Raw genomic sequence first — 14,211 nt, 5'->3', positions numbered from 1 at the left:
TAGACTTAAGTCTCTCGGATCATTAGTACTGGTAAGCTTCATACATTACTGTACTTCCACATCCAGCCTATCAACGTCGTAGTCTCCAACGTTCCTTACTAGCTTATAGCTAGAGAGATCTAATCTTGAAGGAGGCTTCCCGCTTAGATGCTTTCAGCGGTTATCCCTTCCGAACGTAGCTACCCGGCAATGCTTCTGGCGAAACAACCGGAACACCAGTGGTTCGTTCACTCCGGTCCTCTCGTACTAGGAGCAACTCTTCTCAAATCTCTAACGCCCACGGCAGATAGGGACCGAACTGTCTCACGACGTTCTGAACCCAGCTCGCGTACCACTTTAAATGGCGAACAGCCATACCCTTGGGACCTGCTTCAGCCCCAGGATGTGATGAGCCGACATCGAGGTGCCAAACTCCTCCGTCGATATGAACTCTTGGGAGGAATCAGCCTGTTATCCCCGGAGTACCTTTTATCCGTTGAGCGATGGCCTTTCCATACAGAACCACCGGATCACTAAGACCTACTTTCGTACCTGCTCGAGCCGTCACTCTCGCAGTCAAGCGCACTTTTGCCTTTATACTCTAGGTATGATTTCCGACCATACCGAGTGCACCTTCGTACTCCTCCGTTACTCTTTAGGAGGAGACCGCCCCAGTCAAACTACCCACCATACACTGTCCTCGAATTTCTCCTGAGTTAGAACTCTAAATATTCAAGGGTGGTATTTCAAGGTCGACTCCACACAATCTAGCGATCATGCTTCATAGTCTCCCACCTATCCTACACATAAATATTCAAAGTCCAGTGCAAAGCTGTAGTAAAGGTTCACGGGGTCTTTCCGTCTAACCGCGGGTACACTGCATCTTCACAGCGATTTCAATTTCACTGAGTCTCTGGTGGAGACAGTGTGGCCGTCGTTACGCCATTCGTGCAGGTCGGAACTTACCCGACAAGGAATTTCGCTACCTTAGGACCGTTATAGTTACGGCCGCCGTTTACTGGGGCTTCGATCCAGAGCTTCGCTTGCGCTAACCCCTTCAATTAACCTTCCAGCACCGGGCAGGCGTCACACCCTATACTTCATCTTACGATTTAGCAGAGTGCTGTGTTTTTGATAAACAGTCGCAGCCACCTGGTATCTGCAACCCCCAACAGCTCAAAGAGCAAGTCTTATCACCATCAAGGGCACACCTTCTTCCAAAGTTACGGTGTCATTTTGCCTAGTTCCTTCACCAGAGTTATCTCATAGCCTTAGTATTCTCTACCTACCCACCAGTGTCGGTTTACAGTACGGTCACTTATACAATATACTTAGAAGCTTTTCCTGGAAGCTTGGTATCAATAGCTTCGTCAAACAAGTTTGACTTCGTCTCGTATCTCAGATCAACAAAATGCCGGATTTGCCTAGCATCTCTACCTACATACTTTTACCTGGACAACCATTCGCCAGGCCTACCTAACCTTCTCCGTCCCTCCTTCGTTCATATAAGCGGCACAGGAATATTAACCTGTTTCCCATCGACTTCACTCTTCAGCTACGCCTTAGGGGCCGGCTTACCCTACGTTGATTAACATTGCGTAGGAATCCTTGGGTTTTCGGCCAATAAGAATCTCACTTATTTTACGTTACTCATGTCAGCATTCGCACTTCTGATACCTCCAGCAAACTTCTCAATTCACCTTCATCGGCTTACAGAACGCTCCCCTACCAATATATACTATATATTCCGCAACTTCGGTGCATAGCTTAGCCCCGTTAAATCTTACGTGCAGGCCGACTCGACCAGTGAGCTATTACGCTTTCTTTAAAGGATGGCTGCTTCTAAGCCAACCTCCTGGCTGTCTGGGCCTTCCCACTTCGTTTCCCACTTAGCTATGACTTGGGGACCTTAGTTGGCGGTCTGGGCTGTTTCCCTCTCCACTACGGACCTTAGCACCCGCAGTGTGTCTCCCGTGATTGAACTTGATCGTATTCTGAGTTTGCATCGAGTCAGTAAGGTCGTAAAACCCCCATCGTCGAAACAGTGCTTTACCCCAATCAGTTATACACGAGGCACTACCTAAATAGTTTTCGGGGAGAACCAGCTATCTCCGTGCTTGATTAGCCTTTCACTCCGATCCACAGCTCATCCCATAATTTTGCAACATTATTGGGTTCGGTCCTCCAGTTAGTATTACCTAACCTTCAACCTGGCCATGGATAGATCGCGCCGGTTTCGGGTCTACTCCTAGCGACTAGTCGCCCTATTAAGACTCGCTTTCGCTACGGATCCCTTATTCAGTTATCCTTGCCACTAAAAGTAACTCGCTGACCCATTATACAAAAGGTACGCAGTCACACAACTAAATCGTGCTCCTACTGCTTGTATGCAAGCGGTTTCAGATTCTATTTCACTCCCTTTATAAGGGTTCTTTTCACCTTTCCCTCACGGTACTAGTTCACTATCGGTCATTCAGGAGTATTTAGCCTTGGAGGATGGTCCCCCCATGTTCAAACAAGGTTTCTCGTGCCCCGTCCTACTTGTTCGTATGCTTAGTTCCACTATGATTATTTCGTATACGGGACTATCACCCTCTATCGTCAAGCTTCCCAACTTGTTCTACTATAATTATAGCTAAATCATACCAGGCTCTTCCCACTTCGCTCGCCGCTACTATGGGAATCTCAATTGATTTCTCTTCCTAAGGGTACTTAGATGTTTCAGTTCCCCTCGTTCGCTCTACACTCCATATCGAGTGAGTACCTAACTGATGTTAGGTGGGTTCCCCCATTCGGAAATCTCCGGATCATAGTTTATTTACCAACTAACCGAAGCTTATCGCAGATTAACACGTCCTTCATCGCCTCTGAATGCCAAGGCATCCACCGCTTGCACTTATTCTCTTAAGTCTATTTCTATACTAAATTGTTAAATATCTCTATATCATGCAAATAAAACAATGGTGGAGCCAAGCGGGATCGAACCGCTGACCCCCTGCGTGCAAAGCAGGTGCTCTCCCAGCTGAGCTATGGCCCCAAAAACTGGTGGGTCTGAGTAGACTCGAACTACCGACCTCACCCTTATCAGGGGTGCGCTCTAACCAACTGAGCTACAGACCCGTATTTTATTTACACTAAAATATATTATCTACAAACACTAAGCTAAATTATCTGAAAACCAATAGTCAAAGCTTATTATTTTTTTCGTATTTCCGTTAAGGAGGTGATCCAGCCGCAGGTTCCCCTACGGCTACCTTGTTACGACTTCACCCCAGTCATGAATCACTCCGTGGTAAACGCCCATTCGTTAAGCTATCTACTTCTGGAGCAACCCACTCCCATGGTGTGACGGGCGGTGTGTACAAGACCCGGGAACGTATTCACCGCAGTATTCTGACCTGCGATTACTAGCGATTCCGACTTCATGCAGTCGAGTTGCAGACTGCAATCCGGACTAAGAGTACCTTTCTGAGTTTCGCTCCATATCGCTACTTCGCTGCCCTCTGTAATACCCATTGTAGCACGTGTGTAGCCCTGGTCGTAAGGGCCATGATGACTTGACGTCGTCCCCACCTTCCTCCGCCTTGTCAGCGGCAGTCTCAATAGAGTACCCAACTTAATGATGGTAACTATCAATAGGGGTTGCGCTCGTTGCGGGACTTAACCCAACATTTCACAACACGAGCTGACGACAGCCGTGCAGCACCTGTCACTGCGTTCCCGAAGGCACCAATCTATCTCTAGAAAGTTCGCAGGATGTCAAGACCAGGTAAGGTTCTTCGCGTTGCATCGAATTAAACCACATGCTCCACCGCTTGTGCGGGTCCCCGTCAATTCCTTTGAGTTTTAGCCTTGCGGCCGTAGTCCCCAGGCGGAGTACTTAACGCGTTAGCTACGCCACTAGATCCTTTACACCGAATCCAACAGCTAGTACTCATCGTTTACAGCGTGGACTACCAGGGTATCTAATCCTGTTTGATCCCCACGCTTTCGTCCCTCAGTGTCAGTATTGGTCCAGAATGTTGCCTTCGCCATTGGTGTTCCTTCTGATCTCTACGCATTTCACCGCTACACCAGAAATTCCCCATTCCTCTACCATACTCTAGTTTGCCAGTATCAAATGCAGTTCCAAGGTTGAGCCCTGGGCTTTCACATCTGACTTAACAAACCACCTACAGACCCTTTACGCCCAGTAATTCCGATTAACGCTCGGACCCCCCGTATTACCGCGGCTGCTGGCACGGAGTTAGCCGGTCCTTATTCTTTGGGTAACGTCCTTCTCATGAGCTATTAACTCATAAGCTTTCCTCCCCAACTAAAGTGCTTTACAACCCTAGAGCCTTCTTCACACACATGGCATTGCTGGATCAGAGTTTCCTCCATTGTCCAATATTCCCCACTGCTGCCTCCCGTAGGAGTTTGGGCCGTGTCTCAGTCCCAATGTGGCTGATCATCCTCTCAAATCAGCTATAGATCGTAGCCTTGGTAGGCCTTTACCCCACCAACAAGCTAATCTAACGCAGGCTCATCCATCTGCGGCAGCACAAAGGCCACCTTTAATCCTCAGATAGTATGCGGTATTAACAGTCGTTTCCAACTGGTATCCCCCACAAATGGGCAGATTCCTACGCGTTACTCACCCGTCCGCCACTCGTCAGCAAGAAGCAAGCTTCTCCTGTTACCGTTCGACTTGCATGTGTTAAGCATGCCACCAGCGTTCAATCTGAGCCAGGATCAAACTCTTCAGTTTAATTCTCAAATTCTGACTCTAACTACTGATTACTCAAATTCTTTAACAAAGTGTTTGTATATAATATATCTATTAAATATCTTAAAAGACCTTAGCCTCTTACCAGCAACATCACTCGTCAGCCGGTGAAGACATATAATACGCATCATCCATCCAAAACGCAAGCGCTTTCTGCAAAAAAATCGAAGTTTTTTATGACTCATTTGAAACTGAAAATTTAAAGTGGTTCTAACATAATAAAAAAATACCAAAAATTACATGTGAAATGAATTACTCATGGAAGGATATCCATTTTTTAGATGGATATCCTGGGATTTCCTTAGTTAACATTGGCACCATATAACCTGATGAAATTTCTGAAAGTTTTTTCATTATACTTCTAGCATTATTAACACTATAGTGCCTAGTTCCAGAAACAGGATCTAACAAATGTATATAATATGGTATTACCCTAGCTTCCACTAGCTTTGTACTTAATACATATAGTGTATTAGCGTCATCATTTATATTTTTAAGCATTGTACTCTGATTAAGAATAACAATACCAGATTTATGTATCTTTCTTAAAACCTCAATAATATTATTGTCTATTTCATTTGGATGATTTGCATGTATAACTAGTATTACATTAAATTTATATTTTGAAAAAACATTCAACAGATCTATGGTTATTCTTTCTGGTAACACTATTGGAATTCTTGAATGGATTCTAACTCTCTTAATATGAGATATATCCTTAAGATTTTTCAAAAAAAAATCTAAAACTTTATCATTATTTAATAAAGGATCTCCACCACTTAAGATAATTTCTTCAATACTTGTATCATTTTTTATGTAATCAAAAGCTCTAAACCAATCTTTTTTCCCCGGAATATTATCTTTATAGTCGAATTCCTTACGAAAACAATACCTACAGTGAATAGCACAACTTGTCTGAGCAATTAATAAAGCTCTACCATGATACTTATGCAATAATCCTGGAATCTTATTGTACTTTCTCTCTTGCAATGGGTCGCTACAATAATTGCTATCTATAACCTCTTCATCTATGATTGGTAACACTTGCTTTAATAATGGATCATTAATATTTCTTTTTTCCATTCTATTAACAAATGATCTAGTAACGACCATTTTAAACTTACTTGTTGCTTTTAACGAAACTCTAAACTTATTATTGTTTATCTGTAAGAACTCCAACAGCTCTAAAGGAGAATAAAACGACTCTTTTAAAGCTTTTTTCCAACTACTTGTAGACATGATTAAATTTATTTTTTCTTTTTTTGAGGTGGAAGATCTGTTGCAGTACCTTCAAATACTTCTGTAGCCATCATTAAACTCTCAGAAAGTGTTGGGTGTGGGTGAACTGTAAGAGCGATATCTTCAGCATCACAACCCATCTCAATAGCAAGCGCTGCCTCAGAGATAAGTTCACCAGCATTAGTACCAACAATAGAAGTACCGATAACTCTATGCTTTTCATCAAACAAAATTTTAGTCATACCTTCTGATCTACCGATACTTAAGGATCTACCACTAGCAGCCCATGGAAATACACCCTTTTCATATTTTATACCTTTAGCTTTTGCCGAGGTTTCAGTTTCACCTACCCATGAAACTTCTGGATCAGTATAAGCAACAGAAGGAATTACTAAGGGATTAAAACTATGATTCAAGCCAGAGATAACTTCAGCAGCAGTTCTACCTTCTGGTACAGCTTTGTGAGCAAGCATAGGCTGACCAACAACATCACCAATTGCAAAAATATGTGAAATATTTGTACGAAGTTGCTTATCTACAGCGATAAAGCCTCTTTCATCAACTTTAACGCCAGCTTTTTCTGCATCAATTAACTTACCGTTTGGTTTACGACCAATTGCCATAAGAACTCTATCATAGCGTTCTTCTTTAGCTGAGCACTCACCTTCCATAGTTACATAGATACCATCTTTCTTAGCTTCCATAGCTGTAACACCAGTTTTTAGGCGAATTTCGTATTTTTTGTTCATTTTTTCATAAGCTTTAACTATGTCTTTATCAACACCACTCATAAGCTGATCTGCGAACTCGACAACTGTGATCTTAGTACCAAGCTCAGAATAAACTTGGGCCATTTCAAGACCAATGATACCACCACCAACTACAAGCATAGTCTCTGGAATCTCTTTCATTTCAAGAGCACCTGTAGAATCGATAATTCTTTCATCTTCTGGAACAAATGGCAGATTAATAACACTAGAACCAGCTGCAATAATACAATTATCAAAAGTGATTTTTGTAACTTTTCCATCAGCAGCCTCTACTGCAAGCTCTTTATCAGATGTAAATTTACCGTAACCTTGTACGATTTTTACTTTTCTCATCTGAGCCATGCCTTTTAAACCGCCTGTTAGCTTACTAACAACATCATTCTTATACTTAAGAACTTTGTCTTTATTGATTTTCAGATCACCCATTTCGATGATACCATCAGCAGCTAAATGTCTAGCCTCATTAATAACTTTAGCAATATGAAGAAGTGCTTTTGATGGAATACAACCCACATTTAAACATACACCACCAATACTCTCATATTTTTCTACTAAAACAACTTCTAGTCCTAAGTCAGCTGCTCTAAATGCTGCACTATATCCACCAGGACCACTACCTAAAACTACAACTTGTGTTTTAATATCACTCATTTTAAAACTCCGCTTACATTATGATTTCACGTAAATCAGAAAGAATCTGACTATATCTTGTTAAGAACTTAGCAGCTAATGCACCATCAATAACTCTATGATCTGCTGACATAGATAAAGGCAACATAGTTCTAGGTTCAAACTCTTTACCATTCCAAATTGGCTTAACTGCTGTTTTAGATACACCCATGATAGCTACTTCTGGCATATTAATAATCGGCGTAAATGCTGTAGTCCCAAGCACACCGATACTTGAGATAGTAAATGTTGCTCCGGACATATCTTTAGAGCCTAATTTACCATCACGAGCCTTGCCAGCTAATGCCATAATATCTTTTGATATTTCAATAATACCCTTTTTATCAGCATCTTTGATAACTGGAACCATTAATCCTGCAGGGGTATCTGCAGCAAAACCAATATTATAATACTTTTTAAGAATCAAGTTCTCACCGTCATTTGAAAGAGAACTATTCATTTTCGGAAATTCTTGTAAAGCTACTGCCGCAGCTTTTACTAAGAATGAAAGTGGCGTAATTTTCACACCTATTTTCTCAGCAACTGCTTTCTTAGATTTTCTAAACTCTTCAAGATCAGAAACATCTGCATCATCATAGAAAGTTACATGAGGAATTTTCACCCAGTTTCTATGTAGATTTTTCGCACTAATTTTATTAATACGAGTTAAAGGTTGAGTTTCAATCTCACCAAATTTAGAGAAATCAATAACAGGATCATCTAAAAGATCTAAACCACTACCACTTGCGGCAACTTTACCGGTCTGAACTTGTGTCACAGCATGCTTGATGTAGTTATAGCAATCTTCTTTTGTTACGCGACCTTTACGACCTGTAGCTTTCACCTTACTTAGATCAACATTTAAAATTCTAGCTAATTTTCTAACAGCTGGAGAAGCATGTGCATTTGAATTATCTACTTCATATTCATTAACGCTGTTTTGAGCTGGTGCTGCTTGAGAAGCTTGCTTAGGAGTTTCTTGCTTAGCTGGCTGACTAGACGCTGTTGCTGGAGCAGATCCTTGAGTTTTAACTTTAAGGATTAAGCTACCTTGTGAAACTTTATCTCCAACTTTTGTAATAATCTCTGTAACTTCACCTACTACTGGGGATGGAACATCCATACTAGCCTTATCAGTCTCAAGAGTTATTAAAGAATCTTCTTCTTCAACTTTATCGCCAACTGCCACAGAGACTTCAATAACATCAACACTGTCATAATCACCAATATCTGGAACTTGCACCTCTACAATTTCTTCAGAAATTTGGGCTGGAACTGATTGTTGAGTTTGCTGTTGCACTGGAGCTGACTGGCTTGCACCACTTTCAACCTTAAGTATCAAGTCACCTTCATCAACCTTTTCACCAACCTTCACAGCTATCTCAACAACTTTACCACTTGCAGATGATGGGACTTCCATACTCGCTTTATCAGTCTCTAACGTGATTAAAGAATCTTCTTCAGCTATTTCATCACCTACATTTACAGATACTTCAATAATTTCAGCTGCATCGTAGTCACCAATATCTGGAACCTTCACATCAACAATCTCAGTTGCACTAGACGGAGTTTGTGCAGCTTCTACTTGTTGTGCAGGCTTTTCTTGTGCTGCTGTATTAGCCGAACCTTCAAGTTCAACTTCCATAATTACAGAACCTTCTGAAACTTTATCACCAACTTTTACAGTTAGCTTAACAATTTTACCAGCTACTGGAGATGGAACCTCCATACTGGCTTTATCAGTTTCTAGTGTAATTAAAGAATCTTCCTCAGCAACAATATCGCCCTCAGCAACATTCAATTCAATTACATCTACACTATCATAGTTCCCAATATCAGGAACCTTAACTATCTCTATAGACATTTATATCTCCTTACCGATTAGCTATATAATGGAGCCACACGCTCTGGGTCTATATTATACTTTTTAACCGCTTTTTCAACTTCATTAGCTGTAACTTTACCATCCAAATATAAAGCATATAATGAAGCCACAACCACATGATATCTATCTACTTCAAAGAAACTTCTTAAAGCTTCACGAGTATCAGATCTACCAAAACCATCTGTACCTAAATTTACAAATGTTTGCGGTATAAATTCTCTAAGTTGATCCGTATATAGCTTAATATAATCTGTAGATGCAACAACTGGTCCCTGCTCATTCTTGAAACATTTTTCAATATAGCTTTTTTTTCTTTGCTCAGCTGGCTGAAGCATATTTGTTCTAACCACATCTTTAGCTTCTCTATAAAGCTCATTTGCAGAAGTCATACTCCAAACATTAGAAGTTATGCCGTACTCTTCTTTTAACATTTTAGAAGCTTCTTCAACTTCTCTTAAGATAGTACCTGAACCCATTAATTGAACATGCTTCTCTACTGGCTTATTATCTTCTAACTTATATAAGCCTTTAAGAATACCTTTTTCAGAACCTTCAGGCATTGCTCTATGAGAATAGTTTTCATTCATTACAGTAATATAGTAGAAAATATGTTCTCCATTAACATACATCCTCTTCAAACCATCTTCCATAATCACAGCTAATTCATAAGCATATGTTGGATCATACGATATACAACCAGGAATAAGCCCTGCTTGTATATGACTATGTCCATCTTCATGTTGTAGACCTTCACCATTTAGGGTAGTACGTCCAGATGTACCACCAAGTAAGAATCCCTTTGCCATAGAGTCAGCAGCAGCCCAAGCAAGGTCACCGAATCTTTGAAAACCAAACATTGAATAGTAAATCATAAATGGAATCATAGGTACTTTATGCACACTATAAGAAGTAGCAGCAGCTAACCATGAACTTAGACCACCTTGTTCATTAATACCTTCTTGAAGAATCTGTCCATCTTTTGCCTCTTTGTAAAACATCACTTGCTGTTTATCTTCTGGTACATATTGTTGACCTTTAGGGTTATATATACCTAATTGTCTAAATAAGCCTTCCATACCAAATGTGCGTGATTCATCAACTGTAATTGGTACTACGTGTTTACCAATTTTCTTATCTTTTGCAAGATGCGACAATATTCTAACAAAAGCAGTTGTTGTAGAGAACTCTCTATCTCCACTATCATCCAATAAGTTTTTAGCGAATTCTTTGTAAGTAGGAACCTCTAGAGCTTGATTATTTTCTAATCTCTTAGGGATATAACCACCTAGATCTTTTCTCTTAGAGTGAAGATACTTCATCTCTGGAGAGTTCTCATCTAACTTAATAAGCTTATAGTTCTCAATATCATCTTTTGTTGCTGGAACATTAAATCTATTTTTAATATGCTCAAGTGCATCTGTATCAAGCTTTTTAACATTATGGGCAATATTTTTTGATTCACCCCACTCACCTAAACCATAACCTTTAACAGTCATCGGCAATATAAGTATTGGGCGGCCATTTTTAGTCTCTGTCGCTTTTTTATAAGCAGCATAGATCTTCAATGGGTCATGGCCACCACGACGAAGAGAAGCGATATCAGCATCAGACATATCTTTAGCTAAAGCCTCTAAGTCTTCATCACCACTAAATACAACATTACGACATTCTGCACCACCATGAGCCTTAATTGTATGAAATTGACCATCATTAAGCTCACTTAATCTTTGTGCTAATTTTTTACCACCTTTTGGATCTTGCAATAGCTTATCCCAGTCACTACTCCAGAGGACTTTGATAACATCCCAGCCAGCACCCATAAATGAATTTGCAAGCTCTTCGACAATATTACCATTACCATTCACAAGACCATCTAATCTTTGTAAATTACAGTTAATAACAAAAATAAGGTTATCCAGACCTTCTCTACCAGCTCTAGTGATAGCACCCATTGATTCTGGCTCATCCATCTCACCATCACCACAAAATGCCCAAACTTTACGATCTACAGTCTCTGCTAAACTTCTAGCTTCTAAATACTTCATAAATCTAGCTTGATAAATAGCTTGAAGAGGTCCTAATCCCATAGAAACTGTTGGAAACTGCCAATATGTAGGCTGTAAGTGTGGGTGAGGATAAGAAGATACTGCATTTTCACCATCAAAAGCCTGTCTTCTAAAGTTTTCTAACTGCTTCTCTGTCATTCTACCTTCTAAGAAAGAACGTGCGTAAACAATTGGTGAAAGATGCCCTTGGTAAAATATAAGATCACCAGCATGGTTATCATTTGGAGCCTTCCAAAAGTGGTTAAAACCAACCTCATAAAGAGTCATAGCTCCAGCACCAGTACCAATATGGCCGCCTATTGAACCATCTTTTTTATTAGCTGCTGCAACCATAACTGCAGAGTTCCATCTATTTACAGCTTCGATTTTATCTTCTAGCTCCATATCTCCCGGATAACTAGGCTGGTCACTAACATCAATAGAGTTAATATACTTTTTAACCTTAGCTGATGAATAGGCATTTTGAACACCCAATTCAGAACCTTTATTTAGAAGCTGTTCAAATAAAAACTTAGCTCTATCAACACCTTCTCTTTTAACGACATCTTCAAAAGCCTCAAGCCACTCTTGAGTTTCCAAAGTATCAATATCTTTAGTGAAATTCGACATCCTCTATCCTCCGAATTAATCGAATATTAACGAAATTAAAAACTTATTTGTTTGATTATAAGTCAATAGATAAGCAACATCAACTATAATAAAAGCACCTCGAATACAATTCATTTTTTATTATAAACTATTTTATCTCAAATAAGACCTTATCACACTTTTCAAAAAGAAGTTTTTATTTGATACATTCTTGGCAATAGATAATATATACATTTAGATCATTTCATGATTACATGATGTGGCAATAACTTAGACTTTCTGCCAAAAAAATAGTGAGAAAAAGTTAACATAACTCAACATCCTTTAATATCAAAAATCTATTTATAGCAAATAATCAACATTATCATCATTATCAAAAACATCCATAACAAAATCAAAGCCTAAGGAGAATCCTATAACTTTAAACACTTCTGCAAGCTTATCGTTTAATAAAAGATCTTTTATATCATTGTTATATTTTAAACGCTGCTTTAAAGATAAACTTTTTGAAAAATCTGAGAAAACCTCTGATATTCCAGATCTTTTCAAGAAATTCGCTTGAGTCATATAACCATCAAATTGAAATCCTTCTTCAGTTGCAGCTTCAGCAACAGTTGTAAAATCAACATGTGCGGTGATATCTTGGTTGCCAATATTAATAAAAGGATCAAAATTAACTTTATGTTGATAATAGCAAGCTAGTGTACCCATACTCCTTTCTTTAGAGTAATACTCTGCTCGGTGATATCCATAATCACATAAAAAAACCATGCCCTGAGATAAACTATCTTTCAATGCCTTAATCCATGGACGTATCCATGTATTAATCTCACTAGTATAGCCAGTTTCAAAGATAACACCATCGTCTAAAACTCGACTAACCTCTAGTGAAAATCGATTTTCATTCTCTGGCATATTCTCAAGTTCAAATTCATAATTGTTACCCATTACAACTCCTTGCTGAAAAAGTTGACCTTCATTTGATTTAAAAATATCCACTGGCATAGCATCTAAAACTTCGTTAGCAAAAACTACTGCCTTCATTTTTTGCTTAGGTAATTCATTTAACCAAATAAATTTATCATATAATTTAGGTATATTTTTTTTAACATGGTTTCGCTGTCTTGATTTTAAATCATTACTTAATTCAATTATTATGTATTTATTTGGCAACAACTCCAACTTCTCTAATTCATCCATACAGTCAGTAGCAAACTTACCATTTCCAGCACCAAACTCTATAATACTAGTATCATCACCAAGTTCTGATAATACTAAAGCAAACTGTCTTGCAAATGTTCTTGCAAATAGTGAACTTTGAGTTGTTGCTGTGATAAAATCGCCTTGAGATGAAATTTTATCTTTTGATCCTGAGTAATATCCTAGCTCTGGATAATAAAGAGCTAACTGCATATACTCTCTAAACGAAATTTGATCAACCATCCTAATTTTATCTGAAATATTTTTTTTTAATGTCAAAATATTCTTATTAATTAACTAAAAAATTAGCTGTATTTTAAAGTTAAAATATTTTTTAATCAAAAAAATGTGACTTTTTCTAAAAAAAACATTAAAATTTCTCCTCAAATAATTTGTTTACTTAAGTTATTAATCAATGAGTGTAATAAAAACCTTCCCTATAGGTATAACAGGCGGTATAGCTAGCGGTAAATCAACAGCTACAAAAATCTTAAAAGAAAAAATGGATTTGAATGTAGTTTGTGCAGATACCATAAGTAGAGAGATCACTAAGAAAGCATCTGTCATAAAAAATGTGTCTGAAAAATTCGGTAGTGATATAGTAATGAACAAACAGATAAATAGAGCGATGCTTCGAGCTATTATCACTGAATCTAGGGATGCTAAAAAATGGTTGGAAGATTATCTACACCCAGTTATCAATAGAGAGATAAAAAAGCAAGTTCGAGAATCTGAAACAGTTATGACTATTGTAGATATCCCTCTTCTTGGCCCATATAACATTCGTCATTATGATTACCTAAAAAAAGTAATAGTTATCAAAGCAGATTTTGAAACTAGAATTAGGAGACTTATGGAACGTGACGGCAAAGATAGACAACAAGCTGTTGCATTTATAAATCTTCAAATATCTGATTCTGAAAGAGAAAAAATTGCTGATTTTATAATTGATAATACGGATTTAAATGATAATGAGTTAGACAACAAGCTAATTGAAATAATTAATAACATAACTAACTTGACTAATTAAAAATAAGCATCTATAAT

6 protein-coding genes, 2 tRNA genes and 2 rRNA genes are annotated in these 14,211 nt (G+C 38.6%); 1 reads left to right on the top strand and 9 read right to left on the bottom strand.

What is annotated here, in order from left to right; translation table 11 throughout:
• Window position 1: 1 nt before the first annotated feature.
• The 9 genes from CDV26_RS02995 to CDV26_RS02955 all read right to left on the bottom strand — a co-directional run bounded on the left by CDV26_RS02995 (window position 2) and on the right by CDV26_RS02955 (window position 13,443).
• Window positions 2–2,889: ribosomal RNA gene (locus CDV26_RS02995) — 23S ribosomal RNA — on the bottom strand.
• Between the two features lie 51 nt (window positions 2,890–2,940).
• A tRNA-Ala gene (locus CDV26_RS02990) sits at window positions 2,941–3,016 on the bottom strand.
• Between the two features lie 6 nt (window positions 3,017–3,022).
• Window positions 3,023–3,099: transfer RNA gene (locus CDV26_RS02985), tRNA-Ile, on the bottom strand.
• Window positions 3,100–3,195: 96 nt separating this feature from the next.
• Window positions 3,196–4,729, bottom strand: a 16S ribosomal RNA gene (locus tag CDV26_RS02980).
• Together the 16S and 23S rRNA genes with 2 tRNA genes alongside form the textbook arrangement of a ribosomal RNA operon.
• A gap of 270 nt (window positions 4,730–4,999) precedes the next feature.
• Entirely contained in the window at window positions 5,000–5,986 is a 987-nt protein-coding gene (epmB, locus tag CDV26_RS02975; protein WP_088772033.1) for an EF-P beta-lysylation protein EpmB, read from the bottom strand.
• An 8-nt stretch (window positions 5,987–5,994) separates the two neighbouring features.
• Window positions 5,995–7,407, bottom strand: coding sequence for a dihydrolipoyl dehydrogenase (gene lpdA / locus CDV26_RS02970; RefSeq protein ID WP_088772032.1), 1,413 nt, complete (start codon window positions 7,405–7,407; stop codon window positions 5,995–5,997).
• Between the two features lie 13 nt (window positions 7,408–7,420).
• Window positions 7,421–9,289, bottom strand: a complete 1,869-nt coding sequence (aceF, locus tag CDV26_RS02965; RefSeq protein WP_088772031.1) for a pyruvate dehydrogenase complex dihydrolipoyllysine-residue acetyltransferase — start codon at window positions 9,287–9,289, stop codon at window positions 7,421–7,423.
• Between the two features lie 17 nt (window positions 9,290–9,306).
• Window positions 9,307–11,985, bottom strand: coding sequence for a pyruvate dehydrogenase (acetyl-transferring), homodimeric type (gene aceE, locus CDV26_RS02960; protein WP_088772030.1), 2,679 nt, complete (start codon window positions 11,983–11,985; stop codon window positions 9,307–9,309).
• 321 nt (window positions 11,986–12,306) lie between these two features.
• Complete coding sequence (locus CDV26_RS02955) at window positions 12,307–13,443, bottom strand: class I SAM-dependent methyltransferase (RefSeq protein ID WP_169709704.1); 1,137 nt, start codon at window positions 13,441–13,443, stop codon at window positions 12,307–12,309.
• Between the two features lie 136 nt (window positions 13,444–13,579).
• On the opposite strand from CDV26_RS02955, the gene coaE reads away from it, so the two are divergent.
• On the top strand, window positions 13,580–14,194 hold the full coding sequence (gene coaE / locus CDV26_RS02950; RefSeq protein ID WP_088772029.1) for a dephospho-CoA kinase: 615 nt from the start codon (window positions 13,580–13,582) through the stop codon (window positions 14,192–14,194).
• Window positions 14,195–14,211 lie beyond the last annotated feature (17 nt).

This window comes from Francisella halioticida, assembly GCF_002211785.1.
GTDB classification, from domain to species: Bacteria; Pseudomonadota; Gammaproteobacteria; order Francisellales; family Francisellaceae; genus Francisella; species Francisella halioticida.
Note: the sequence above shows the minus strand (reverse complement) of the source record. Positions and strands in the feature narration are given on the sequence as shown.